The following is a 25217-nucleotide window of genomic DNA, read 5'->3' as shown; positions in this document are numbered from 1 at the left end:
GCGGGCTTGGCGCCCGCCACCTACGATGGGCGGACATGGAACTCCTACAGCATCTCCTGTCCGCCGATGCCTCCGCTCCCCGCCTCAGTGTTTATAACGAATCTGACGGCACCCGCATGGACTTCTCGGCGCAAACACTGGAGAACTGGACCTCCAAGATCGCCAACATGCTGCTGGAAGAGCTCGACCTCGAACCAGACACGGATTCCCGCATCCTCATCGACCTTCCGGTGTCCTGGCAGGCTGCCGTCATTGCGCTTGGGGCGCTAGCCGCGGGTATCCCCTTCGACATAACCGACGGTGCGGCTGCCTCGCAGCAGCACCCCGACGATTTCGCCGTGGTTTTCACCTCTCCGGAGGCCTACCTCAAGGCTGCGGCGGATGCGGGCTCCGGCTCTGCATCGGCCCCACTGGTCGACACGGTTCTGGTCACGCAGGATCCTTTTGGCCGCGGCGTTGTCGAAAGCGGCGGCGAACTGCCACTGGGTACCATCGACTTCGGCCCCACGGTGCGCTTCTACGGCGATCACTTCTACGGCACCACTACCCCACTACCGGAGCTTTTCCCCACCGAGTTGGGCGCTGAGCGCGTGCTTTCACAGGGCTGGACGGACAGCGCTTCCTTCCAGCGGGCCGTCCTCGAACCACTGGCTGCGGGCGGCTCCGCCGTCATTGTGGCGGGCCTGTGCTCGGCCGACCGCTTGGAGGACATCGCAGACAACGAGAAGGTCACCGTCCGCTCCTAAACGCCGTCATGAGATAGTAGAGCAATGTTCAGCTGGCTGTATATCTTCATCGGCGTGCTCATCCTCGTGGGCACGATCTGCCAGGGAACCATCGGATTTGGGCTGGGTACCATCGCCACCCCCATCTTGGCGCTCATTAAGCCGGAGCTGGTTCCCACGCTCATCCTCCTGCTGGCATTCGTCATCTCAACGACCACGATGCTCAAGGCACGCTCGGCGGTATCCTGGGACATCGTGGCCATTTCTTCCATCGCGCGTATTCCCGGCTCGCTCGCGGGTGCGTGGGCGATTGCTTCCCTCTCCCACCGCGGGCTCTCCCTTTTCATCGGCTGCGCCGTCATCTTTGCCATGACCTTGTCCAGCCTCGGCTGGTCTCCCAAGCGCACCACCGCCAACATTGCTGTCGCGGGCGCTGCTTCCGGGTTTCTGGGCACGTCGACGTCCATCGGCGGCCCGCCCATGGCGTTGGTACTCAAGGGCTACGACCCCGCCCGCATTCGCGGCACGCTGTCGGGCACCTTCATCATCGGTTGCACCATCTCGCTGGCAATCTTGGGCTTGAGCGGGCAAATCACTAGCGTACAGCTCACCGCGGCCGCGGCCTACCTACCGGTAGCCATCGTGGGCCTCATCGCCGCCGGCTACCTCAACCGTTTCATCAACGCCAAGGTGCTCAACCGCATCGTCCTCGTCGTGGCTATCAGCGCGGCCTTAGCGCTCATTGTTGAGGGGCTGGTTGCTGCCTAGCGCCCGCGACCCGCTTTCGGGTTCAACTGCCGGGCTCACGCTTCACACTGCCCGTCCTGACAAAGTTCTCGCCTACGCCTCAAGATCTGGCAATAACTTCGTCACCTAGGGCAGTTGGGTGGCTCCGGAAAGTCTGGCGGTTGCGGGTAATCGGGCGGCTCAGGCAAGTCGGGCGGTAAATACCCCAAGTGCTCGCTGTATTCCCATGGTTTTGGTTTAGGAGGCAGCACGCCCTCATGCCAGAAGCCGATGAATTTGAAGTAGCGCTTCTCAAAGTCCGGATTCCTGGCATTAGCTATCTGGTCGATGACATAGTCCAGATGATGAGCCACGCAATGACCTGTGTAGCGCAGCGTTAACCACCCAATCAGTGCGCCCTCGTTGTTCTTCCAATGGTCCCGCAACCATGACGCTTGCTGGGAATGGAATTTCATCCCGTTGATTTCTACCGCGACCTTGAGCTCTGGGAGCACGATGTCCCAAGTGTAGTGACCGATAACAACGTTGCACTCGACCTTGAGCCCGCGCCTTTTCAAGCCTCTTGCCACCTTGACCTCCGCACCAGAATCTGTGAACAACGCAGCTTGCTCCAGCATGCGCTGACTGGCAACGGGGACAACTTTGAGCGCTTCGCGGTGACTATCCAAGCGAGCACGTCCTGCCTTCGAGGAATAGATGGACTCAAACACGCGAATCCCCAGTTCAGGACTAACTGACTTCATAGCGACAAGAGGATTAAGAATCCGGATCCCAGACGAGGTAACAAAACTTTCGATGCTCACCCGCGAGTGCACATAGAAAGTTGATGCCGGCATTCTCTCCACGCTGGCTAGCCTCAGCGGAAAAGTGACAGGCTCGCCAAGGAGCACCTGGGCAGCCGTTGTTCCTGTCGTCTTAAGGAATGGCCGGTGCTCCTGTAACAGCTTCAATAGTTCTAATGGCTCGGGCCTGCCCCAGACATAGAGCCCCTTGGCCAGTCGCGTTACCTCTCCTCGGCGCACGCGAGTTGCAAGCGCACCTTTAGACAGATCGCGCACAATGCCGTGTTTCATGTCATTTCCCCCGTTAAGCTCCAAGGTAACACGGTTCACCACTGAGTGCTGAGCAACTGCCATTGCTGCCAAAGTTATCGCTTCTGATTCAGGATCTGCCCAGAAGTTTGGCAACTGGGGCAGTTATCCACTGCGAAACGAAGCGCCCAGCACTAAGAAAACCATCTCAGCGAAGCGACCCCGCAATAAAACTACGGAAGCGCTCAGCAATCTGCGCAATTTCCTGCCCCGCGAAGTGCCCCGGGGACCACGCCGCCACCAGCGGCACACCGCCCAGAGTCCGTTCACCATCGACCACGTCGAAACCCACCAGCCGCGCCGGCTGCAGTTCTGTCATCAAGGCCACGGCTCGGCCCGAGCGGGCCAAGGCGCTCAAGGTTGCGGTGTCATCGCACTCGACATGCGAGCCCAAGGCGCAGCCAGCCGTGCCCACGAAGGAATCCACCACCCCACGGGACACGCTGCGCCGCGAAGGCAGAGCCATCTTTTCTTGCAATAACCTTTTAACCTCCACGCTGGTCGAACCCGCGCACTCCAGCGCCAATGGGTGCGTCGGCAGCACCCAGGCGCGCACCGGAATCGTGCCCAACGCCAATGAGGCCACGTCATTGCCCGGCGGGATGGTGGCAATCACCACGTCGGCGGAGCCTTCCAGCGCGTCGAAGACGTCGTAGTGCGTAACCGGGGTCGTGGTGAGCAGTGGGATAGTCGAGCCAGCGGCCTCGATAAAGGGCGCAAGCAGAGTCGAAATCGTCGTCGGCGTAGCAGCCACGCGCAGCGCCGGGATACTGCCCGCGCGGAGTGCCTCCACCGCCTGCCCGGCGCGCGCGGATTCGGCGAGGAGGCGGCGGCACGTCGGAATGAGAGCGTGTGCCGCGTCGCTGAGCGCCAGTGCGGAACCGGCCCGCACGAAAAGCTCCAGGTCCAGCTCCTTTTCAAAGCGCCGCAGCTGCCGGCTCAGCGCCGGCTGGGTAATGCCCAGGCGCTCCGCGGCGGCAGTCACCGTGCCAGCTTCGGCAACCGCAAGGAAATATTTGGCCTTCACCATGTCCATTCCCTTACTTCTACCACTACCAATGCCTTGAGGGTATGGCTTTCCAGCTTTTTCGACATTAGACAACATGGCATCACCAAAGAATAATGAGACCACTACCACAACAACCCCAGGGAGGTTTCCATGTCACACGTCGGCGCCGCCATTGCCGAATCCCTCGCCGCGCACAACGTCACCCGCGCTTTCCTCGTGCCCGGCGAAAGCTTCCTGCCCGTGCTCGACGGCCTCTACGATTCCCCCGTGAAGGCCATCGTCACCCGCCACGAAGGCGGTGCCACCTACATGGCCGAAGCACATGGCAAAGCCACCGGCCAGCCCGGCGTAGCCATGGTCACCCGCGGCCCCGGCGCGGCCAACGCCTACGTGGGCATCCACACCGCCTGGCAGGATGCCACCCCGCTCGTTCTCTTCGTTGGCCTTATCCCCATCTCGGATCGTGACCGCGAGTCCTTCCAGGAGTTCGACCCCAAGGCGTGGTTCGGCACCCAGGCCAAGCAGGTCTTCGTCCTCGATGATCCGGAGCGCGCCTCCCGTGTCGTGGCCGAAGCCTTCTTCCAGGCCCAACAGGGCCGCCCCGGCCCCGTCATCGTGGGGCTTCCGGAGGATGTTCTCCACCAGGAGTTCACCGGCAGCATCCACCCACCCATCCCGGTGTCGGAAGGCGCGCTTTCCGACGATCACCTGGACCTCCTCTCCCGCGAACTAAGCCGCGCAGAGCGCCCACTCATTTTTGCCGGCGGTCCGCGCTGGACCCCGGAGGCCGCTGAAAAGATCACTCGCTTCGCCGAAGAGCACCGCATCCCGATCATTCAAGACTTCCGCGCCGCTGACCGTGTACCTTTCGACTCCCCCGCCAACGCCGGCTGGCTCGGCTATGGGCGCGACCCACGCGCGGCGCAACTTTTGGAAGCAGCCTCCCTCGTCATCGAAATCGGTGCCGTTCTCGGTGATGTTCCTACCGACGGTTACACCTTGCGCCAGTCACCGCAGGCACGCAACATCGCCATCAACCCCGATACCAGCCTGCGCGGCCACTCGGTGGCGCTGGTAGAGCACATCGTGGCGAGCCCTGTGGCCTTCGCTCACACCCTGGACCGCTTAAGCGTCGAGGGCAAGGACAAGCGCGGCGAATGGTTCGACGCCACGCACGCGAACCACCTCGACTTCGCCACCCTCCCCGAGCCCGCGGACTACCGTCCCGGTAAAGAAGGCACCGCCCACATGGAGGCCGTCTTCGCAGCACTCCACGAGCAGCTGCCAACGGATTCCATCTATACCTTCGGCGCCGGCAACCACTGCATCTGGGCCCAGCAGTTCCTGCGCTCGCAGGTCTACCCCTCCCAGTTCAGCGTGCGCAACGGCTCGATGGGCTATTCCATCCCGGCCGCAGTAGCCACCAAGCTGCAGTTCCCGGAGCGCACCGTTGTCACCGTTGCCGGGGACGGCGAATACCTCATGAACGGCCAAGAGCTGGCCACCGCGCTGCAATACGGTGCGCCTTTTCTCATCATCGTCATGTCCAATGGCGAGTTCGGAACCATCCGCGATCACCAGAAGAAGCACTTCCCCGACCGCGTTTCCGGCACGCAGCTTGTCAACCCGGATTTCGCGGCGGTTGCCCGCGGCTTCGGCGCCCACGGCGAACTCATCACAGATGACACCCAAGTACCGGAGGCCGTGGCCCGCGCCCTACGCGCCATCACCGAGGACGGCGTACCAGCGCTCCTCAACGTCATCACCGACCAGGCCCATTCCCTGCCTATCCCACCCTCCGCTGTTGTGCACACCAGCGAAACGTCCACCAGCTAAAGGAGGCTCACCATGAGCACGACACATACTCCTCCAACTTCAAATGCCGTACCCGCTAGCCAGCTGAAGGAAGGCGAGCACATTGTGGGCGATGGGGTCGTCGCCAAGCAGCGCCCCGCTGCCTCCACCGCATCGTGGATCATTACGCTCTTCGGCACCGCCGTGGGTGCTGGCATCCTCTTCCTACCGCTGAATGCCGGCGGTTTCGGGTTCTGGCCGCTGGTCTTTGCCACGGTCTTCATCTTCCCCTTGGTGTACTTTTCGCACCGCACCTACGCGCGGATTGTTGCGGGCGCGCCCACAAAGGACCACGGCAAGGACATCCTCGAGTTGGTCTCCCAGTATCTGGGCAAGGGCCAAGGAATCGTCTTCGCGGTGCTGTACTGGATCACGGTCTTTTCCACCGTCCTCATCTACGGTGTCTCCATCACCAACGCGGTGGATAGCTTCATTGTCAACCAGCTGGGCGGGCCGTCGCTCGACCGGTGGCTGCTGGCCATGCTCTGCGTGGGCGTGATGACCGGTGCCTTCGCCATCGGCCGCAAGCCGATGATCTGGCTGGCCCAGGTGTTGGTCTACCCGCTGATTATCGCCCTGGCCGTCACCTCCATCTACCTCATCCCGCGCTGGGACCTCCAGAGCTTCATCCATTTCGATGACGGCTCGAATGGCTACGGCGGCATCATCAAGGGCATCTTCCTCATCCTGCCGGTGCTGGTCTTCTCCTTCTCCCACATGGCGGCGCTGTCGCAGTTCGCCATCGACATGCAGCCGCAGTACGGCGAGAAGACCGAGAAGCGCGTTTCCCGCACGGAGTTCTACACCGCTATCCTGCTCGTCGTCTTCACTATGTTCTTCGTGTGGTCCTGCGTCCTCGCACTCGGCGCCGACGGCATGAATGAGGCCCTCGAGCAAAACATCCCGGTGCTCTCCTACTTCGCCAACGTCACTGGCACTCCGTTCATGGCTTACATGGCCCCCATCGTGGTCATCTGCGCCATCGTCTCCTCCTACTTCGGCCACATGCTCGGTACCGAAGAAGGCACGGAGTACCTGTTGAAGAACGCTGCGCCGAAGCTGGCGGAGAAGGTCTCGCACCGCACGCTGCTCAACATCATTTATCTCATCGCCTTCGTGTGCACCACGCTCGTGGCGATCTTTAACCCCTCCATCATTTCCATGATTTCGGTTGTCTCCGGTGTCTTCGTGGCGTTCATCGTCTACCTGGTTCCGGTGTATATGTTCAAGAAACTGGACGTGTACAAGAAATTCCGCAATGACCCGTGGAACTACTTCGTCTTCGGCATGGGCCTGCTGATTATGGCCGTGACCATCTGGGACATGATTTAGAAAGGACGTGATTATGCTTCGTAGTGATCTCTCAAGCTTCCCCGAGTACAAGGTAGGCAAGGATTTCCCCAATGCCTTGAAACTCTCCTCCAATGAGGTCCCCTTCCCGCCTGCCGAGGACATCATTGCCGCGGTTGCCGACGCCGCCCGCACCACCAACCGCTACCAGCAGCCCGGCAGCCTGGAGCTCACCAACGCCTTGTGCAATTACCTGGGGGTTCCGGCGGATCACATCTTCGTCTCTGCGGGCTCCACGCCCATCCTGCAGGCCACCATCTTGGCGTCCTGCCACACCGGCGATGAGGTCATCGTGCCTTGGCGCAGCTTTGAGGCTTACCCCCTCTACGTGCGCATGGCCGGCGCGGAACCGATTCTGGTCCCGCTCACGGAGGATTACCGCGTCGATTTGGAGGCAGTCCTTGCCGCCCTGACGGAGAAGACCAAGCTCATCATCCTGTGCAACCCCAACAACCCGACGGGCACCGTCATCACGCGCGGTGAATTCCGCGCCTTCATGGACCAGGTACCCAAGGACGTCGTCGTGCTGTTGGATGAGGCTTACTGGGAATACAACGACGCACCCGATACCCCGGATTCGGTGGAGGAATACCAGCGCTACCCCAACCTGCTGGGCGTGCGCACCTTCTCCAAGGCCTGGGGTTTGGCCGGCATGCGCGTGGGCTACGCGGTGGCAGGCGAAGAGATCATCAACGCGCTGCGGCTGCTCTCCCTACCGCTGACGGTGACCGCCATGGCAGAAACTGCCGCCGTGGAGGTGCTCAAGCGCCACGACGAGCTTGACGACGCCGTCGAGATCACCAAAGCACAACGCGACCGCGTCTGCGCAGAACTGGGAGCCGAGAAGTCCTATGGCAATTTCGTCTGGCTGCCGCGCCCAGATGCCGAAGAGGTGGAGACGAAAATGCTCGATGAAGGCGTGGTCATCCGCCGCTACCTCGATGAGGGTGTGCGCGTGTCCATCACCGATGAAGCAGAAACCACCCAGTTCTTGGAAGCCTGGCGCCGCGCGGGGATTCAACCTTGGCGGGGCTAGGTGGCCTCCTCCTTTCACCCCCTCAGCCCAAGTGCCCCATAAGCCCATACTGAGACAAATGACATAAAACGCAAGGACCTTGCAATAAGTCACATACAACCCCATAATGGGACGCAACCATACACACTTCAATCATTGGAGGATGAAGCAATGTCCGGATTTCGCGTAGAAAACCCCGCTACCGGTGAGGTTCTCGAGACTTTTGATCACGCTACTGACCAGGAGGTCCTGGCCGCTGTCGACTCCGCGCACGAGGCATTCCTCAGCTGGCGCGAGACCCCGATCGAGGAGCGCGCCAAGGTAGTCACACGCGTTGCCGAGCTCTTCGAAGAGCGCAAGGATGAGCTCGCAGAGATCATCGCTACCGAAATGGGCAAGCCGATCTCCGAGGGCGTCGAGGAGGCTGAGTTCAGCGGCGCTATCTTTAGCTACTACGCCGACAACGGCCCCAAGTTCGCCGCCGACGAGGAAATCCCCGTCGAGATGGACGGCAAGGGCTACATTCAGCGCCGCCCCATCGGCGCTCTGCTGGGCATCATGCCGTGGAACTTCCCCTACTACCAGGTCGCGCGCTTCGCCGCCCCGAATCTGATGCTGGGCAACACCATCGTCTTGAAGCACGCCACCATCTGCCCGCGCTCCGCGCTTGCCATCCAAAAGATCATGGATGATGCCGGTGTTCCCAAGGGCGTCTACACCAACGTCTTCGCTACCCACGAGCAGGCAGAGAAGATCATCGAGCACAAGGAGCTGCGCGGTGTGTCCCTCACCGGCTCCGAGCGCGCTGGTGCTGCGGTGGGCTCTCTGGCTGCGAAGAACCTCAAGAAGGCAGTTCTCGAGCTCGGTGGCTCCGACCCGTACGTCATCCTCGACACCGATGACGTCAAGCAGGCAGCCAAGGACGCGTGGGAGACCCGCATGTACAACACCGGCCAGGCGTGTAACTCCAACAAGCGCCTGATCGTGATGGACGATATCTACGACGAGTTCGTCGCTGAGCTGGTCGAGCTCGCAAAGGCTATGAAGCCTGGTACCCCGCAGGAGGCTTCCGAAACCGTCTACACCCCGTTGTCTTCGCGCAGCGCGGCAGAAAACCTCAAGGATCAGATCGACCGCATCGTGGCCGCCGGCGCCACCCTGCACGTCGGCGGTGAGCTGGCGGATGAGAAGTCTTCCTACTTCAGCCCCGCCGTGCTGACCGATGTCCCGGTTGGCTCTGATGTCTACTACGAAGAACTCTTCGGCCCCGTGGCGACCGTGTTCAAGGTCAGCAGCGACGACGAGGCTCTCGAGCTGGCCAACGACACCCAGTACGGCCTGGGCGGTTGCGTCTTCTCCAAGGACGTCGAGCGCGCTGAGAAGATTGCCCAGCGCCTGGAGGTCGGCATGTCCAACGTCAACACCTACGCGGCGGAGGGCGCCGAGGTCCCCTTCGGTGGTGTGAAGAACTCCGGTTACGGCCGCGAGCTGGGCCCCTACGGCATGGATGAGTTTGTCAACAAGCGCACCTACTTCGTGGCCAACTAAGGAGATCCCATGACGTCACTAGGAAACTTCGTTCTCGAGGTCCACACCGCGCTTTTCGACGGCCACGATACCTCCGTCCTGGACAAGCACTTCGCCGACAACTTCGTGGAGCACTCTCCCCTCATCGCTAATGATGCAGAAGGTCTCAAGAAGTTTGTCACGGATCTGGGCGAGGGTCTGAAGTACACCAACGCCCGGGTGATTGCCGACGAAGCCAACGGCCTCGTCGCTTTACATGGTCGCTTCGACGGCATCGAGGATGAGCCGTTCGTTGGTTTCGATATCTACCGCGTCGAGGGCGACAAGATTGTCGAGCACTGGGACAACCTCGTTCCCCTTGCGGAACCGAACGCAAGCGGCCGCACGCAGCTCGATGGCGCTACCGAGATCGGTGATGAGAGCCTCACCGAGCAGAACCGAGAGTTCGTCATCGAGTTCTTCACCCGCTCTCTCATCGGCGGTGACTACTCCGGTTTCATCGACAACACCCGCGATGATCAATTTGCCCAGCATTCCCCTGATATCGCCGACGGCGCCCAAAACTGCGTCGATTTCCTCACCAAGCTGCAGGAAGATGGCGAAGGTCTGGAGTATGAGCGCATCCACCGCACAGTTGCACAAGGACAGTTCGTTCTGACCCATTCCGAAGGCAGCATCGCTGGTGCGCGCCATTCCTATTGCGAGCTGTGGCGCGTCGAGGACGGCAAGCTCGTCGAAATGTGGGATGCCATTTCTGAGGTCCCCTCCGATGACGAGGCGCTTCATAAGCACGGCATCTTCTAGGCCATAACCTAGGTTGCAAACCTAGGCCGCACGCCGAAAGGCTGGGCCGCTCCTTGATACGGGGAGCAGCCCAGCCTTTTCGTGTTTTCGGCGCGATCTGGAACCAGGTCCGGGCCGAAACTGCCCGTTCTGCCAAAACCCTCGCTCCTGACTCAAGATCTGGCCCGAACTTTGGCAACTAGGCGAGTTCGTCGCGTCTAAAAGTGCCGCATCTAAAGCTGGCTCTAAGCCCAGCCTGCCGGCACCAACCCGAGGATGGAAATGATCGAGTAGATGAAGGCCAAGACATAAACCACGATGATGGTTCCTTGGATTACCGGGTGTGCGAGTCCGCCCACGTTCCAGCCCGGGTCGCGGTCGCCCTTCTTACGGGAGGCGTGCAGCAGCATCACCGGGATGACGGACATGATGGCGCCTGCGAAGCCACCGGCATAGGACAATGCCGCAACGAAACCGCCGAGGCCAGCAATGGAAATCACCAATGGCGGAACAACCGTCAGCGCCACTGCCACGATGCGCTGTCCCTTCACGCCTTCCCAGTGGAAGATGTCGAGGACGTTGCGCATGGTGGTAAAACCAATCGCCAAGAACGACGTCAGCATGGCCGCCAGCGCAAAGATATTGGCCAAGTAGTAGGCCACCGGACCCAGTGCCTCACCCCAGGCAATGGTCACCACCTCGGTGACCTCCATGCCAAGCAGACCAAGGGCGGCAAAAGGAACCAACGCCAAGGTAAAGCCCGTCACCACCATGCCGAGCACAATTGCCCGCGCGGTCTGCTGCGGCTTAGCCGGGTCCATTCCTTGTACCAGCTCCGGAACCACATACTGCGCCAGGAAGGAGAACACCGCGAGGTTCAGAATCGGGACGATGAAGAAGGGATGAAGAACCAGCAGGTTCTCAGCCTTGATACCCGGTCCCAGGATTGTCCATCCACACAGCACCGCGATAATGATCGCCATACCGGCAGTGATGGCTCCCTCAGCTGCACCCGTGGTGTGCAGGCCGCGGTACATCACCCACGAACCGAAGCCGAAGAAGATCAGCGTGCCGAGTAGCGGCGGCAACCCGAAGATGTTGTTGATCAAGTCACCCGAACCAGCAGCATAGGCAATCAGCGCGCCGATGCCGTTGACGATGATGGCCACGAAAACCAACCAGCGGCCCCACTGCCCTAGGTAATGCTCCGCCAATCCGGAAACCTGCAGCGGCGCCTTGGTGCGCATGGCTGTCTCCGCCACGTACAGCATGGAAATGGTCGTGAGGGTGCCTGCTATCAGCAAAGCGATAACGAGTGCGAGGAACCCTCCGTTGCGGGCGGCATAAGGAATAGAGAGGACTCCAGCACCGATGTTGGTGCCGAAGATGAGGGCGATGCCCTGCACGAAGGACAGCGCGGGCTTGAATTCCTTCGTGGATTCATCCTTCTGCGGCACAGAAATGTTGTTGGACAAAGACTTCTCCGATGACTTTTAAATGGCTATTAAAACGTGAACTCACCCGGCCATCGCCGGGTGAGAACTACAGTCGCCTTACTTGTACTCGTTGAACTGCTTGACGACGACCTGCAGCGCCTCACGCCACAGGTCTTCCGGGATAGCCAGGGAGGGCAGGAAGCGGATGACGTTGTGGTCGAGGCCGCAGGTGAGCATGAGCACGCCCTCGGCCTTGGCGGCGTCGACAATCTTGTGCACCAGCTCAGCATCCGGCTCACCCTCAGCGGTAACGAATTCGAGGGCGAGCATGGCGCCGCGGCCGCGGAACTCTGCTACGCGCTCATCGCCCAGGATGGGTTCCAGCTCCTCGCGGGCAATCTTCTCCAGGTTCTGGGCACGTGCACCGAAGTCCTTCTCCTCGAACTCCTTGAAGGTTGCCAGCGCAGCAGCACAAGCCACCGGGTTACCCGTGTAGGTACCGCCCAGGCCGCCCGGCTGCGGAGCATCCATGATCTCCGCACGGCCGGTCACTGCGGACAGCGGCATGCCGGAGGCAATGCCCTTCGCAATGGTCACCATGTCCGGAACGATGCCCTCATGATCGGAGGCGAACCAGGTACCGGTGCGCATCATGCCTGCCTGGATCTCGTCGACGATGAAGACCACGTCGTTGTCGTTGCACCACTTCTGGATTGCTGTGAGGTAGCCCTCGGCAGGGACGACGAAACCGCCCTCGCCCTGGATCGGCTCAGCGACAACGCAGGCCAGGTTGGCTGCGCCGACTTCCTGCTCAATCATGGTGATGGTCTTCTTGGCAGCCTCGGCGCCGCTCAGGCCGTCACGCAGCGGGTAGGACATCGGGGCGCGGTAGATCTCCGGCGCGAAGGGACCGAAGCCATTCTTGTAGGGCGACTGCTTGGCGGTCATCGCCATGGTCAGGTTGGTGCGTCCATGGAAGGCGCGGTCCATGACGACAACGCCGCGCTTGCCGGTGTAGTTACGGGCAATCTTCACGGCGTTCTCAACGGCCTCTGCGCCGGAGTTGAACAGCGCGGTCTTTTTCGGGTGATCACCCGGGGTGACCTCGTTGAGTTTTTCTGCCACGGCCACGTAGGACTCGTACGGGGAAATGGTGAAGGAGGTGTGGGTGAAGTGTGCAACAGCTTCCTGCACCGCGGCCACGACGGCCGGGTTAGAAGCGCCGGCAGAAGTCACGGCGATGCCGGAGGCAAGGTCGATGAAGCGGTTGCCGTCAGCATCGGCAAGAATGCCGCCATCCGCGTCCACCACGTAGCCCGGAAGCGAGGGCGCCATGCCCGCGGGAAGGGCATTCTTGCGACGCTCATCCAGGGCGGCGCTCTTCGGACCCGGGACCTGCTGGCCCAGGTGGCGGGACTGCTCAATGTGGTACTGAAGTTCCTGCATGGTCTTCCTTTTGTGTTGGGATGAATAGGATGCCACTTAGTGTGGCCCCTACCACCCTTGCGGCACTATCGACAGGGTGTATAAATTTTGAGCCCACAACTGTGTAGCCTGTCCACCATGAGTGAGATTTCCTTCCGCTGGCTCACCAACCAGCACTCGCTGAACCTGCGCCCGCTCGTTGAGGGCAAACCCGCGTTCAGCACCATCCACGCTTCAGAGCTCGCGGACCCCACCGAGTTCACTTCCCCCGGCGCGCTCATGCTCACTCTGGGGCTCGTTTTCCGCGACGACCCGGAAGGCTTCGAGCACTATGCCGCCGCCCTCGCCGCAGCCGGGGTACACGGCATTGGTTTCGGTACCGGACTCGCCTTCGCCGAGGTACCACCCGTGCTGACCCGTGCTTGTTCCCAGCACCACCTCACCCTTTTTGAGATTCCGCGCGCCACCCGCTTCGTGTCCATCACTACTGCGGTAGCCCAGGAACAAGCGCGCCTCGAAAACAATGCGCACTTCACCTTCCACCGCCAACAAGAGCGCCTCAATCACGCAGCTGTGTCGGGCATCCAAGCGCTCATCGATGAAGCGAGCAATCAACTCAGCGCCGCTGTAGCGGTAGCTAGTTCCTCCGGAGCGGTGCTCAGCCGCAGCGATCGCGGCCGGCTCAGTGCGGCCGACGCCGCGGTGGAGGCCGCGGAACAGGCAGGGCGGGGTACGGGGACGTCGACAAGCACGGGCGCCACCATCACCAACACCTTCGGCTCCGCGGGCCGGCGTTGGGCCGTCGCTGCCAGGCGCTCGGAGAAGTTCGATTCTTATTCGCGCGCGCTCATCCGGCATCTTTCGGGTCTGGCCAGCCTGCTGCTTGATCACCCCGATGGCAATAACCACGCTATTCTCGGGGCGCTAGCGCTTGATGCCCAGCTCGCCGGCGTTGACTCCCCCGCCCTGCACGCGGCCTTTCACTTGATTGATAGCCACGATCTCGTGGATGTTCTCTATGTCACGGCCTCGACCCCGTCGCGCCTCGCGCGCACAGTGAGTGAGATCGGCAAGGCCGAGCCGCACAGCTTCGTCCGCCCGGAACAGGATTCTGCACTTCTCATGCTTCCTCCGGGAACCGCAACCTCACACCTGTTCAAGAAACAGTCGCGCTACCTTCGCGTCTCCGCCCTTCGGGGTGTTGCGTGGCAGGAGCTGAACCCAGCACTGCTGTCTTCCCTCCAGAGCCACGCGCGCAGCCTGCCCCTCGGTACTGTGGCGACCTTCGATTCGGCTGCCCCTACCTGGCTGGCGGAACCCGGCGTCTCGGAGGCCCTCGGCGCCCGGCGCGCGGCCACGGTCAGCCGCTTGGCCGCCCACGATGCGCAGCACAACACCGAGCTACTCGCCACCTTGCGTGCCTTCCTCGTGGGTAACGCCAACCTGGCCACCGCCGCGGCGGAGCTGGGGGTTCACCGCCACACCGTGCGCGCCCGCTTGGACAAGATCGAGCAACTCTGCGGCGTGGACTTGAACAACCCCGTCACCCGCGCGGAACTCCTCCTACTCAGCATCGACTCTTAGAGCTTCAGTCCGTAACACTCACTCCGAGAATCAGTAGCTCCGCCGCCACGAGCGGGTCCTTGAGATCTACCTCGAGGAGATCCTCCAAGTCCGCGATGCGCTTGCGCACGGTGTGCCGGTGTGATTGAAGCTCCTCAGCGGTTCGGCTCACATGCCCGCCCGCACGCAGGTAGACCTCCAGGGTTTCCGCCAACTCGGTGCCGTGCTCCGCGTCGTGAGCGCGTACCTTGCCCCAGGTTTCTTCGGCGCGGTTGTGCACCGCGCCCTTGACCCTGGGATCCCTAGTCCAGCTCAACGTCCGCGATTCTGGCCCCGCCAACATCCCGGGCTGAAGCCCGAAAGCGAAGGACTCTAGTTCGCGGACAATGCCCACGCCCAGCTCGGCCCACGGCATGGGCTGGCCCACGACGATGCGCTTGCTACCGCGGATATCGCGCAACAAATCCTGCAGGTTCTTCATCGTGCGGCTTCCTCTGAAAAGCAGGAGGCTAGAGGATTTATCCAGCGTGTATTCGAAAAGCAAGCGCCCGTGATCCTGCAGGCGGGCGTCCAAGGCGTGGAGGAAGCGCTGGTGGGCGCGCTCGCCCTCCGATTTCACCAAGACCGGACGCACGCGGCCCTGAGCATCGCCCACGAGCCGGAAGATGCGGCGCATGGGATCCTCCGGCTGGTCCATACCCAACTGAATGGCCATCGCCATGGAGTTGAGTTCGTTTTGGGTGCGCCGCAGCTCCTGCGGGCGCTTCACGGTGAGCTCCGCCAGGCCGGCGGCCTGTTTGAGCAGCGCACGCTCGTTCACACCGAAACTCTCACGCGCCACCGCCAGCAGCCCGAAGGAGCGCGCACCGTGGTCGGCCAAGCGCTGGGCCAAGACATTCCACCCGCCCACGCGGCGAGCGGCATAGAAGTTCTGGGCGCGGGTATCGGCAATCACCGGGCCCCACTCCACCGGCGGGAGCCCGGGGTGGCTCGACTGCGCGAAGACCCGCCCATCCTTATCTACAAGGCAGGTATGCGCGCCCAACAGGCGGCTGGTTTTGTCCACGAGGGCGTCGAGGCCGGACACGGCGGCGTCGTTGAGCGCGCCCTGCTGGGCAATGAAGAGCTCCAAGCCTTCCTCCCGCTGGCGCTGCAACTCGTCGTGCAAACGCGCGAGCACGGATACGAAAGGCACGCGCCGCGCCACCGTGAAGAGTGAAATATCGCAGTCCCGGGCGGCCTCCACCATGCCGGGTGGAACCTCAGCGAAGGCTAAACCAACGCCGAAGCCCACCCCCGTCACTCCCCCCGCGGCCACCCTGCGAACGTACTCCACCAGCTGATCGGGTTGCCCCTCAAAGGCCATACCAGTGAGCAGGATGACAGCCCCCGAGCCCACAAACTCGCGGGGATCGCGCAGTTCACAGGGGTGCATCACGGAAAACGGCCGCCCGCAATCGTGCAGCACGTCAATCCCCAGATCGGGTTGGCTAGCCAACCATCTGAGAGAAACGTTTCCTTCTTCTAGTCCGGCAGCTACCCCCTTATCCAATGTGGACAATTTCTCACCATTCTTTCACCAGATTGTCTATGGCCCTTCTGAAGTCTAGCCGCCAGAATGACCCACGTCATAAAAAATTCCGAGTATTAAGGAGCAGACAGCATGCAGGATCTCAAGCACCGCCTCCCCCAGGAGCGGAATGTCTCCACCGCAATCCCTGGCCCCCGCAGCCAGGAGCTGAATGCCGCCCGTGAAGCAGACGTCGCCGCTGGCGTCATCCCGGGCTACCCCTCCTACATCACCGACGGTGACGGTGGCGTGCTTGTCGACGTCGACGGCAACACCATCGTCGACTTCGCATCCGGCATCGCCGTGACCTCCGTCGGCGCTTCCAACCAGCGCGTTGCCAAGGCCGTCGCCGAGGCCGCCAGCCACCTCACCCACACCTGCTTCCTCAACGCTCCGTACCAGGGCTTCATTGATGTCTGCAAGAAGCTCAACGAGCTGACCCCGGGCACCCACGAGAAGAAGACCTGCCTCTTCTCCACCGGCGCTGAGGCAGTGGAGAACGCCATCAAGATCGCTCGCCGCTACACCGGCAAGAACCGCGTCGTGGTCTTCGACGGCGCCTTCCACGGCCGCACCAACCTCACCATGACCATGACCGCCAAGAACAAGCCCTACAAGCAGGGCTTTGGCACCCTGGCCGCTGATATCTACCGCGCGCCGATGTCCTACCCGCTGCGCGACGGCCTCGACGGCAAGCAGGCTGCAGCGCGCACCCTGCGCTACATCGAGCAGTACGTCGGCACCGAGGAGCTGGCTGCCGTCATCATCGAGCCGGTGCAGGGCGAGGGCGGCTTCGTCGAGCCGGCCAAGGGCTTCCTCCCGGCACTGCAGGAATGGTGCACCGACAATGGCGTCGTCTTCATTGCCGATGAGATCCAGGCCGGCATCTGCCGCACTGGTTCCTGGTTCGCCTGCGATGACGAGGGCATCATCCCGGACCTCATCACCACCGCCAAGGGCGTGGGCGGCGGCATGCCGCTGTCCGCTGTGACCGGCCGCGCCGAGATCATGGATGCCCCGGACCCGGGCTCCCTGGGCGGCACCTACGCCGGTAACCCGGTGGCCTGTGCTGCTTCCCTGGCAGCCTTCGAGGAGATGGAGGAGTTGGATCTGGCTTCCCGCGCCCGCGAGATCGAGGCCATCATCCGCGAGGAGCTGGAGCCGCTGCTTGAGCTCACCACCGTCGCCGAGGTCCGCGGCCGCGGCGCCATGATCGCCATCGAGCTGGTCGATGACAACAACCAGCCGAACGCTGACCTCACCGCCAAGGTGGCCAAGACCTGCCGCGAGCAGGGCGTGCTCATCCTCACCTGCGGCCTGGACGGCAACGTCATCCGCCTCCTGCCGCCGCTGGTCATCAACGAGTCCACCCTGCGCGACGGCCTCCAGGTCCTGGCCGAAGCCATCCGCGCAAACTAATCCGAACCACCACTGTCTTAAAGGAGACACATCACCATGAAGATCTACGATTGCATCATCCTCGGCACCGGCTACGGCGGACTGGGCATGGGCGCCCAGCTGGTCCGCGACGAGCAGAAGGACTTCCTCATCCTCGAAGCTGCCGATGAGGTCGGCGGCGTCTGGCGCGACAACACCTACCCGGGCGCTGCTTGCGATACCCAGGCTCTGATCTACTGCTACTCCTACTTCCTCAACCTCGGCGTCTCCCGCATGTTCGCCGGCCAGGACGAGATGCAGGGCTACCTCAAGGCTCTCGCCGAGGAATTCAACCTCTACGACCACATCAAGTTCAACCACCGCATCACCCGCGCCGAGTGGAAGGAAGACCTCAAGGCATGGGAGATCGAGGCTAACGGCGAGACCTACTACGGCCGCGTCTTCGTTGGCGCGTGGGGCCAGCTCTCCAAGCCGAAGATCCCGAACTTCCCGAACCGCGAGGCTTTCCAGGGCGTGCAGTTCCACTCCGCTGAGTGGAACCACGACGTTGACCTAGCCGGCAAGAAGGTTGCCGTCATCGGCAACGCTGCTTCTGCAGTTCAGCTGGTTCCGGAGGTCGCCGAGGTTGCGGAGAAGCTCTCCGTGTTCCAGCGCTCCGCTAACTACATCCTGCCGCGCAACCAGGTCATCTTCACCGAGGAAGAGCTCAAGGAGTTCAAGGAGAACCCGGATTCCTACCGCGCTATCCGCCAGGAGATCCACGAGGTTCGCGAGGAAGGCTTCGACCGCACCCGTAAGGGCACCGATTCCGCTGCCGAGGGTGTCGAGCAGGCCATGGAGCACCTGCGCTCCCAGGTCAACGACCCGGAGCTGGTGGAGAAGCTCACCCCGAACTTCGCCTTCGGCTGCAAGCGCATCCTGCGCTCCGATAACTTCTACCCCACCTTCAACCGCGACAACGTAGAGCTCATCACCGCTGGCATCGAGAAGTTCACCGAGACCGGCATCCGCACCGATGACGGTGCCGAGCACGACTTCGACGTCGTCATCTACGCCACCGGCTTCTACTCCCAGGAGTTCCAGGGTGACCTGCCGATTGCTGGCCGCGACGGCATCGACCTGCGCGAGCGCTGGGGCAACTCCCCGGAGGCTTACCTGGGCATGACCGTGGACGGCTTCCCGAACTTCTTCATGCTCTACGGCCCGAACACCAACCTCAACCACCACTCCGTGGTGGCCATGCTCGAGGCACAGGACCGCTACATCTCCCAGGCCGTTGCGTACCTGCGCGAGAACCCGGAGGCAGCCCTGGATGTGAAGAAGAACGTCATCGACGAGTTCAACACCCGCATCCAGAAGGAGCTTGAGGAATCTGCGTTCTCCGCTGACTGCTCCTCCTGGTACAAGAACGAGGAAGGCCGCGTCATCAACAACTGGTCCGGCAACGTTGCTGAGTACTACGAGCTCACCGACAAGCTCGAGCTCAACGACTACGAGCTGGTCTAGGAGGCAGTTTCACAATGCACACTCTGCACGACGAATTTTCCGGGCGTCCCGTCGCTGAGGATGCGTGGAAGGCGCTGAAGCCTTTCCGCGATGGTGGGGCGAAGTCCTTCCATAACTTCCCCATCCCGCAGGTGCGTGAGAACTACGTAGCCTCGGCCCACGCCAACCCGCTCCACGAAGAGAAGGAACCGACAACTACTGACTTCCAGGTCGAGGAGTTTCAGGTTCGCCTCTACGACCCCCGCCCGGAGGCGGAGCGCGGCCAGGAGACCCCGGCGGTGCTCTACATGCACGGCGGTGGCTGGCTCATGGGCAACCTGGAGACCCACGACTCCTCGGTACGCCGTATCGCGGTGCTCACCGGGTTCCCGGTTGTGGCGGTGGACTACCGTCTTGCCCCGGAGCACACCTACCCGGCGGCTATCGACGATTGCCGCGCCGCCTACCGCTGGTTGTCCGACTCCTCGGCTGAGCATGGCCTGACCGTCAGCTCCATCTCGGTAGCCGGCGACTCGGCCGGCGGCCAGCTCGCCGCCGTGATGGCGAACGAGTTCGTGGGTGAGGAGGGCGTCGCCAAGCTCAGCTCCCAGATCCTGCTCTACCCGATCACGGATTGCTCCCGCGAGCGAACCGAGAACGGTGCCTCCTACAAGCGCCTGGAGGAGGGCTTCCCGCTGGCCTCTGACACCATGCGCTGGTTCATCGATACCTTCGTTACGGAGGAATCGCAGCGCACGGCGAAGGACCTCTCCCCGCTGCTGCACGAGCTGCCGGAGGGCCTGCCCCCGTCACTCGTCATCACGGTGGACAACGATCCGCTGGCGGACGAGGGCATCGAGTATGCCGGGAAGCTGGCCAAGGCAGGCGTCGACGTCACGCACAAGCACCTTCTGGGCTACCACCACGGGCTGTTTACCTCTGCTGCGATCATTGACCGCGGCGAGGAGGAGCTCGCTGGCATCGCCGAGTTCATCAAGGCGGCAGCGAACTAAAAGCTTCCGCTCCATCACACACGGGGCAGGCACCTTTCCCAGGCCGCCTGCCCCGTTTGCATAAGTAGCTATTTCTATCCACCTAAAGTTAGGTTCACCATGCTTAAACGCTCATTCGGCATCGCGATGGCCTTCATCGGCGTGCTCGCGGGTGCCTCCTTCGCTTCGGGCCGCGAGGCCCTCCAATACTTCGTTGCTTTCGGCAACATGGGCGTCGTCGGCGCCATCGTTACCGCGCTAGCCATGACCATCTCCGGCATCACGATCCTCCAGTTGGGCTCTTACCACCGCGCCAAGGAGCACACCTCCGTTTTTAACGCCGTGTCCACGCCCATCGTGTCGAAAATCCTCGACTTCGCCACGCTAACCTGTCTGTTCTGCATCGGCTTCGCCATGTTTGCCGGTGCCGGCGCCAACCTCAACCAGCAATGGGGCTGGCCAGTGTGGATCGGCGCCGTCCTCATGCTCGTCCTCACCCTGCTGACGGGTTTGCTCGACGTGGACAAGGTGACCATCGCCATTGGCGCCATTACCCCGTTCATCATCGTCTTGCTGACCATCGGCACGGTCTACACCGTGCTCACCTCCAACCCAGATTGGTCACACCTCAATGAGCAGGCGCAGCAGCTTCCTACGACGCTGCCCAACTGGTGGGTCTCCGCCATCAATAACCTGGGACTGAACGTCATCGTGGTGGTCTCCATGATGATCGTCATCGGCGGCAACTTCCTCGACGCCAAGGAGGTGGGCTACGGCGGCATTCTCGGCGGCGCATGCTTCCTCTTCCTGCTGGCGGTCCTGGTCGGCGGTCTCTACGTCTCCGTAGGCCCGATCACCGAGGCCGAGATGCCAACGCTGGCCATGATTGAGCAGATTCACCCGACGCTCGGTATCGCCATGTCCGTCGCCATCTACGGCATGATTTATAACACCGCGATTGGTATGTTCTATGCCTTTGCCAAGCGCCTCACCCGCGGCAAGCCGCAGAACTTCTACAAGGTCTATGTCATCTCCGTGCTCATCGGCTTCGTGCTTTCCTTCATCGGCTTCTCCAACCTCATCGGCTGGGTCTACCCGATTCTTGGATACATGGGCATTGCCATCATGTTCATCATCGGCTTCGCATGGTTGAAGAACCGCAAGGACCTGCAATCTGAGGCCGATCTGCGCCGCCGCGCGCGTGAGCTACTCAAGAAGCGCTTTGAGAATGACAACCACCTCTCCGATGAGGAGGCTCGTGAGCTAGTGGCCATCGCTCGCAACTCCTCCATCCCGGAATCTGACTTCATCAAGGAGATCATGACCGAGGTTGATTCCGAGGACATTCCGGAAGAGCTGCAGATCGGTGACGGCAAGCTCCACGCGCTGATCACCGGCAAGCCCATCCCGCGCAGCAAGAAGAAGGTGTAGTTCTCTCCACTCCCCCTCTCACTCTCTACTCTCACACCTTCTCCGTGCCCCCGCATCCAGCCGCCTAGCGCTGCATGCGGGGGCGCAGCGCTTTCCACAGCGCCCACAAAACCAGATCCGCATCGGAGAACCGGATCCGTTCCTCCAGAGCTTCCAGCCGGTGCCGGACCGTATTGGCGTGCACGCCCACGGCCTTCGCGGCCCGGGCCACGGAGAAGCTTTCAGCTTCATAGGCGCGAAAGATCTCTTCGCCATCCTTAATCCCCTCAATCGCGCGGTCGAGCTCCCCCACTGCGTCCTCCAAGCCGCGCTGGCCCAGGTAGGCCGCTGCCTTCTCGATGGCACTGCAGTGAGCAAACTCCAGGCTCTGCAGGTGCAAGGAATGCGTGCGTTCCACCACCACGGCGGCAAGCAGGGCCTGGAGCCACGCTGCCGGACCTTCCTCGACGGTGTCGAAGGGAGCAGAGAGCCCGACGGAGCCGAAGAGCACGTCCGCGATCTTCCCCTCCGCTCCCGAGTGGGTAGTCAACACGCAGGTGCGGCCGGACACATAGCCCAGCACCAGCGGCACGCCCGCATCCTGGGCCAAGGCGAAGGCCTTGTCGCGCACATCGCTGCGGTAGGAATCCTTGACGGAATCGGAGACAATGAGCCGCATCTTGGCATGCTCCGAAAAGCCTCGCCTGCGCAACGTGGTGGCTACTTCTTCTCTATTCGAATTCTCATCGCACAACGCCACCATCAGCGCGCTCGATTCGGCGACGTGGTTGCGCTGGATGTTTCTCTGCGCCATCAGAGAAGCGGTGAGCAGCTCCTCCAGCGCCGCGAAAGCGGGGTCGTCGAAGTCTGCATCCTGACTGGTCTGCCGCCCGCGGATCAGCCAATAGCCGTGGTCGAAGGAGGGGCTTTCGCCAGCAATGTCGAGCCACCGGGCAAAGACCTTCCAACGCCCCACGTGCATGGTCGTGGTGCTGTGGTTTATCACCACCGACAGGGAACGCGCGATACTCCGCGCGGGCAACTCGCCGGCGGCGGCAATAACCCGGCCATCAACGGTCAACAGCAGCAAGGAATCTCCACTAAACCTGGCAAACCGCGCAAGGATCTCGGATTCCGGCGCCGGGTTGACCAACCCGGGGCTTAATTGCCCGATGGTGCTGAGCTTGCGCCAGGATGCCAGGTTTGGCTGGCGCCGCAAAAGCTCATCCACCGCGCGCCGGATATCTTGGCGCGTGATCCCGTCGGTGCCGTACAGGACGGCGCCGGTTCCCTCCACCGAGTCCAGGACTTCCTGCTCATCGAACTCGGAGTCGAGGAAGATGACCCCGGCGGCGTCGACCAGCCGGCGCTGGATAGCGCGCGGGTTTCCCTCCGGCCGGGGAAGGACTAGCCAGTCCGCCACGTCCCCATCGCCCTCGGCGCACAGCCCCACAAAACTCTCATCCTCGAGCGCCCTGCTCAAGCGGCGCAGCCGCGGCTCCATCACGACGAGATCGGCGATCCGGAGCACCGGATTATCTTGTGACGCCACTTATCCCTCCGGAAAATAGTGTCCTATCTTACTTTTCTCCGGCTAATTCTAGTATGCCCCAACCTGCTTGTTTGGAGTTTCCTCCACCTTCTTCGCTCTTAATTCACCGTTTCTCCATTGCTCCCCTCCTCGTGCCATATCAAGATTCCTCTCAACCGAATTCACCAGCCTTTGAAAGAGAGGTTCCCACCATGACGGGAAATAAACCTTTTCGCGTATCCGTCGACGTCGGAGGAACGTTCACCGATGTCGCGATTGTTAACACCGAGACCCACGAGTTGTCGGTGGCCAAGGTTCCCTCCACCCCGGATGACCCGATGAAAGCGGTGATGAACGGCCTCAAGTCGGCCGACGTCCAGCTCAACCAGGTCGAGGTGTTCTCCCACGGCACCACGGTGGCCACCAACGCGCTGATCCAGCGCCGCTTCCCACCGGCAGCGCTCATCACCACGAAGGGCTTCCGCGATGTTCTGGAAATCCGCGACGGCACCAAGGATGAGTTGTGGGATGCCTACAAGGACGTTCCGGATCCCTACATCCGCCGCCGTGATCGCTACGAAGTAGAAGAGCGCATCGACTTCGATGGCGCCGAGATCACCCCGTTGGATGAGACAGAGGCTCGCCGCATCGCCGGGATCCTGCGCCGCAAGAAGATTGAGACCGTCGCGGTCTGCTTCATCAACTCCCATGCCAATGCCTCCCACGAGGAGCGCATGGCGGAGATCCTGCGCGAGGAGCTTCCCGACGCCACCGTCTCCACCTCCTCCGAAATCCTCCCGGAGATCTTCGAGCACGACCGCTTCTCCACGACCGTCGCCAATGCGGTCCTGGCCCCGCTCGTCTCCGGCTACGTCAACCGTCTGTCCCGCCAGCTGGAGGAAGGCGGCTACGACGGAGACCTGCTCCTTCTCCACTCCGGCGGCGGTTCCATGACCCCGGAGATGGTGACCCGCTACCCGGTCCGCCTGGCTGCCTCCGGCATTGCGGCCGGCGCCATCGCGGTGCAAGACATCGCCACCCGCTGTGGCTACTCCAACGCGATTGGCCTGGAAATGGGCGGTACCTCCACCGATATCGCGCTGGTCTACGAAGGTGACATCCGCATCACCAAGCAGTGGCAGGTCGAATACGGCTTCCCCATCTGCTTCCCGTCCATCGAGGTCGGCACCATCGGCGCTGGCGGCGGCTCGCTGGCCTGGATCGATGAGGCAGGTTCCCTGCGCAACGGCCCGCAGTCCGCGGGCGCGGATCCGGGACCGGTCTGCTACGAGCGCGGCGGCACCGATGCCACCAACACCGATGCCAACGTCACCCTCGGCCGCCTCGGCACCGAGCTCATCGGCGGTGCACTGAAGCTGAACCCCGATGCTGCGCGCGAGGCCGTCAACAAGACCGTTGCAGAGCCGCTCAACCTTGAGCTCGAAGCCGCAGCCGAGAACATCATCCAGGTGGCCAACGCCAACATGGCCGATGCGGTTCGCCTGCTGTCCATCCGCCGTGGCTACGACCCGCGTGACTTCGTCCTTGTCGTCGGCGGCGGCGCCGGCGCCCTGCACGGCGCTGAGGTCGCCCGCGATCTGTCCATCCCCACCGTCGTGGTCCCGCCGCACCCAGGCGTGACCTCCGCCCAGGGCTGCTTGCTCGTGGACATCCGACACGACATCACCAAGATGTACCAAGCACCGGTGGACGAGGTGGACACCACCGAACTGCGCAAGGAATTCCAGGCGCTGATCTCCGAGGCCCGCGAGCGCCTGGAGAAGGAGCACGTTCCGGAGGAGCGCATGAAGTTCAAGCTGACCGCCTCCATGCGCTACCGCGGCCAGTGGCGTTCCCTGACGGTGGAAATCCCCGAGTCCGATAACCCGCTCGATGATGCCGTCGCCATGTTCCACGATGAGCACGAGCGCGAGTACTCCTTCGCCGACCGCGACGGCGCGGTGGAGTTCTACCAGATTGGCCTCATCGCCATCGGCGAGCTTGAGAACCCGCCCTTCAAGCACTACGAGGTCGAAGAGCACGAGGCAGAGCTCCCGGAGACCACCCGCCCCGTCTACTTCTCCGCGCACGGCGGCTGGGCCGATGTCCCGATTTATCACCGCCCCGACCTGAAGGCCGGTGCCAAGCTCAACGGCCCGGCCATCATCGACCAGTTCGATGCCACCACCGTCATTCCGCCTGGAGACCGTGCAGAAATTGATGAGTGGTCCAACATCCGTATCCACATCGGCAAGGCCACCAACGCCTAAGACCCTCGCCTTCAGACTCTCCTTTGAAAGGAATCG

General features: G+C 62.2%; 19 protein-coding genes. 13 read left to right on the top strand and 6 right to left on the bottom strand.

What is annotated here, in order from left to right:
- The first annotated feature begins 35 nt into the window (after positions 1 to 35).
- Both HMPREF2806_RS12045 and HMPREF2806_RS12040 read left to right on the top strand, forming a co-directional pair.
- Positions 36 to 746: a TIGR03089 family protein gene (locus HMPREF2806_RS12045; protein ID WP_070517829.1), complete on the top strand. Its 711-nt coding sequence runs from the start codon at positions 36 to 38 to the stop codon at positions 744 to 746.
- A 24-nt stretch (positions 747 to 770) separates the two neighbouring features.
- Positions 771 to 1493 (top strand): sulfite exporter TauE/SafE family protein, encoded by a 723-nt coding sequence (locus HMPREF2806_RS12040; RefSeq protein WP_070517828.1) that lies wholly within the window; start codon positions 771 to 773, stop codon positions 1491 to 1493.
- 101 nt (positions 1494 to 1594) lie between these two features.
- On the opposite strand, the gene HMPREF2806_RS12035 is transcribed toward HMPREF2806_RS12040, so the two are convergent.
- Positions 1595 to 2545, bottom strand: coding sequence for an endonuclease domain-containing protein (locus HMPREF2806_RS12035; protein ID WP_070517858.1), 951 nt, complete (start codon positions 2543 to 2545; stop codon positions 1595 to 1597).
- A 166-nt stretch (positions 2546 to 2711) separates the two neighbouring features.
- On the bottom strand, positions 2712 to 3593 hold the full coding sequence (locus HMPREF2806_RS12030) for a LysR family transcriptional regulator (RefSeq protein ID WP_232745467.1): 882 nt from the start codon (positions 3591 to 3593) through the stop codon (positions 2712 to 2714).
- A 129-nt stretch (positions 3594 to 3722) separates the two neighbouring features.
- Here HMPREF2806_RS12030 and HMPREF2806_RS12025 point away from each other — a divergent pair, with 129 nt between their 5' ends.
- The 5 genes from HMPREF2806_RS12025 to HMPREF2806_RS12005 all read left to right on the top strand — a co-directional run bounded on the left by HMPREF2806_RS12025 (position 3723) and on the right by HMPREF2806_RS12005 (position 10122).
- Positions 3723 to 5408, top strand: coding sequence for a thiamine pyrophosphate-dependent enzyme (locus HMPREF2806_RS12025; RefSeq protein ID WP_070517827.1), 1686 nt, complete (start codon positions 3723 to 3725; stop codon positions 5406 to 5408).
- 12 nt (positions 5409 to 5420) lie between these two features.
- Positions 5421 to 6758 (top strand): aromatic amino acid transport family protein, encoded by a 1338-nt coding sequence (locus tag HMPREF2806_RS12020; RefSeq protein WP_070517826.1) that lies wholly within the window; start codon positions 5421 to 5423, stop codon positions 6756 to 6758.
- A gap of 13 nt (positions 6759 to 6771) precedes the next feature.
- Entirely contained in the window at positions 6772 to 7812 is a 1041-nt protein-coding gene (locus HMPREF2806_RS12015) for a histidinol-phosphate transaminase (protein WP_070517825.1), read from the top strand.
- Between the two features lie 150 nt (positions 7813 to 7962).
- Entirely contained in the window at positions 7963 to 9339 is a 1377-nt protein-coding gene (locus tag HMPREF2806_RS12010) for an NAD-dependent succinate-semialdehyde dehydrogenase (RefSeq protein ID WP_049156035.1), read from the top strand.
- A 9-nt stretch (positions 9340 to 9348) separates the two neighbouring features.
- Positions 9349 to 10122: a nuclear transport factor 2 family protein gene (locus HMPREF2806_RS12005; RefSeq protein WP_070517824.1), complete on the top strand. Its 774-nt coding sequence runs from the start codon at positions 9349 to 9351 to the stop codon at positions 10120 to 10122.
- Positions 10123 to 10346: 224 nt separating this feature from the next.
- Here HMPREF2806_RS12005 and HMPREF2806_RS12000 read toward each other — a convergent pair whose 3' ends face one another.
- Positions 10347 to 11576 (bottom strand): aromatic amino acid transport family protein, encoded by a 1230-nt coding sequence (locus HMPREF2806_RS12000; RefSeq protein WP_070517823.1) that lies wholly within the window; start codon positions 11574 to 11576, stop codon positions 10347 to 10349.
- Between the two features lie 78 nt (positions 11577 to 11654).
- Positions 11655 to 12983, bottom strand: a complete 1329-nt coding sequence (gene gabT, locus HMPREF2806_RS11995; RefSeq protein WP_046647721.1) for a 4-aminobutyrate--2-oxoglutarate transaminase — start codon at positions 12981 to 12983, stop codon at positions 11655 to 11657.
- A gap of 117 nt (positions 12984 to 13100) precedes the next feature.
- Here gabT (HMPREF2806_RS11995) and HMPREF2806_RS11990 point away from each other — a divergent pair, with 117 nt between their 5' ends.
- Positions 13101 to 14546 carry a PucR family transcriptional regulator gene (locus HMPREF2806_RS11990; protein ID WP_070517822.1) on the top strand — a complete coding sequence of 482 codons (1446 nt, stop codon included), beginning with the start codon at positions 13101 to 13103 and terminating at the stop codon, positions 14544 to 14546.
- A 4-nt stretch (positions 14547 to 14550) separates the two neighbouring features.
- On the opposite strand, the gene HMPREF2806_RS11985 is transcribed toward HMPREF2806_RS11990, so the two are convergent.
- Entirely contained in the window at positions 14551 to 16023 is a 1473-nt protein-coding gene (locus tag HMPREF2806_RS11985) for a helix-turn-helix domain-containing protein (RefSeq protein ID WP_232745465.1), read from the bottom strand.
- A gap of 165 nt (positions 16024 to 16188) precedes the next feature.
- Here HMPREF2806_RS11985 and gabT (HMPREF2806_RS11980) point away from each other — a divergent pair, with 165 nt between their 5' ends.
- From gabT (HMPREF2806_RS11980) to HMPREF2806_RS11965, 4 genes are all read left to right on the top strand, one after another.
- Positions 16189 to 17514, top strand: a complete 1326-nt coding sequence (gene gabT / locus HMPREF2806_RS11980; protein ID WP_046647719.1) for a 4-aminobutyrate--2-oxoglutarate transaminase — start codon at positions 16189 to 16191, stop codon at positions 17512 to 17514.
- Between the two features lie 36 nt (positions 17515 to 17550).
- Entirely contained in the window at positions 17551 to 18999 is a 1449-nt protein-coding gene (locus HMPREF2806_RS11975; protein WP_046647718.1) for a flavin-containing monooxygenase, read from the top strand.
- A 14-nt stretch (positions 19000 to 19013) separates the two neighbouring features.
- A complete protein-coding gene (locus HMPREF2806_RS11970; protein ID WP_046647717.1) occupies positions 19014 to 19991 on the top strand; it encodes an alpha/beta hydrolase in 978 nt (325 codons plus the stop codon).
- A 99-nt stretch (positions 19992 to 20090) separates the two neighbouring features.
- Positions 20091 to 21401, top strand: coding sequence for a YkvI family membrane protein (locus HMPREF2806_RS11965; protein ID WP_070517821.1), 1311 nt, complete (start codon positions 20091 to 20093; stop codon positions 21399 to 21401).
- Positions 21402 to 21465: 64 nt separating this feature from the next.
- Here HMPREF2806_RS11965 and HMPREF2806_RS11960 read toward each other — a convergent pair whose 3' ends face one another.
- On the bottom strand, positions 21466 to 22932 hold the full coding sequence (locus HMPREF2806_RS11960; protein WP_070517820.1) for a helix-turn-helix domain-containing protein: 1467 nt from the start codon (positions 22930 to 22932) through the stop codon (positions 21466 to 21468).
- Between the two features lie 191 nt (positions 22933 to 23123).
- Between HMPREF2806_RS11960 and HMPREF2806_RS11955 the strand changes: the two genes are divergently transcribed.
- The gene (locus HMPREF2806_RS11955) at positions 23124 to 25181 is read left to right on the top strand and encodes a hydantoinase/oxoprolinase family protein (protein WP_070517819.1); all 2058 of its coding nucleotides are present in this window, start codon (positions 23124 to 23126) and stop codon (positions 25179 to 25181) included.
- Positions 25182 to 25217: the final 36 nt, after the last annotated feature.

The organism is Corynebacterium sp. HMSC076G08 (assembly GCF_001811515.1).
Lineage (GTDB): Bacteria > Actinomycetota > Actinomycetes > Mycobacteriales > Mycobacteriaceae > Corynebacterium > Corynebacterium hiratae.
Note: the sequence above shows the minus strand (reverse complement) of the source record. Positions and strands in the feature narration are given on the sequence as shown.

What these genes read in the sequence shown, in the direction of transcription:
- HMPREF2806_RS11975 (WP_046647718.1), top strand. Translation starts at nt 17,551, where the DNA reads ATGAAGATCTACGATTGCATCATCCTCGGCACCGGCTACGGCGGACTG.
- HMPREF2806_RS11990 (WP_070517822.1), top strand. Translation starts at nt 13,101, where the DNA reads ATGAGTGAGATTTCCTTCCGCTGGCTCACCAACCAGCACTCGCTGAAC.
- HMPREF2806_RS12005 (WP_070517824.1), top strand. Translation starts at nt 9,349, where the DNA reads ATGACGTCACTAGGAAACTTCGTTCTCGAGGTCCACACCGCGCTTTTC.
- HMPREF2806_RS12045 (WP_070517829.1), top strand. Translation starts at nt 36, where the DNA reads ATGGAACTCCTACAGCATCTCCTGTCCGCCGATGCCTCCGCTCCCCGC.
- HMPREF2806_RS12035 (WP_070517858.1), bottom strand. Translation starts at nt 2,545, where the DNA reads ATGAAACACGGCATTGTGCGCGATCTGTCTAAAGGTGCGCTTGCAACT.
- HMPREF2806_RS12030 (WP_232745467.1), bottom strand. Translation starts at nt 3,593, where the DNA reads ATGGTGAAGGCCAAATATTTCCTTGCGGTTGCCGAAGCTGGCACGGTG.
- HMPREF2806_RS11955 (WP_070517819.1), top strand. Translation starts at nt 23,124, where the DNA reads ATGACGGGAAATAAACCTTTTCGCGTATCCGTCGACGTCGGAGGAACG.
- HMPREF2806_RS12010 (WP_049156035.1), top strand. Translation starts at nt 7,963, where the DNA reads ATGTCCGGATTTCGCGTAGAAAACCCCGCTACCGGTGAGGTTCTCGAG.
- HMPREF2806_RS12015 (WP_070517825.1), top strand. Translation starts at nt 6,772, where the DNA reads ATGCTTCGTAGTGATCTCTCAAGCTTCCCCGAGTACAAGGTAGGCAAG.
- gabT (WP_046647721.1), bottom strand. Translation starts at nt 12,983, where the DNA reads ATGCAGGAACTTCAGTACCACATTGAGCAGTCCCGCCACCTGGGCCAG.
- HMPREF2806_RS11970 (WP_046647717.1), top strand. Translation starts at nt 19,014, where the DNA reads ATGCACACTCTGCACGACGAATTTTCCGGGCGTCCCGTCGCTGAGGAT.
- HMPREF2806_RS12020 (WP_070517826.1), top strand. Translation starts at nt 5,421, where the DNA reads ATGAGCACGACACATACTCCTCCAACTTCAAATGCCGTACCCGCTAGC.
- HMPREF2806_RS12025 (WP_070517827.1), top strand. Translation starts at nt 3,723, where the DNA reads ATGTCACACGTCGGCGCCGCCATTGCCGAATCCCTCGCCGCGCACAAC.
- HMPREF2806_RS11965 (WP_070517821.1), top strand. Translation starts at nt 20,091, where the DNA reads ATGCTTAAACGCTCATTCGGCATCGCGATGGCCTTCATCGGCGTGCTC.
- HMPREF2806_RS12040 (WP_070517828.1), top strand. Translation starts at nt 771, where the DNA reads ATGTTCAGCTGGCTGTATATCTTCATCGGCGTGCTCATCCTCGTGGGC.
- gabT (WP_046647719.1), top strand. Translation starts at nt 16,189, where the DNA reads ATGCAGGATCTCAAGCACCGCCTCCCCCAGGAGCGGAATGTCTCCACC.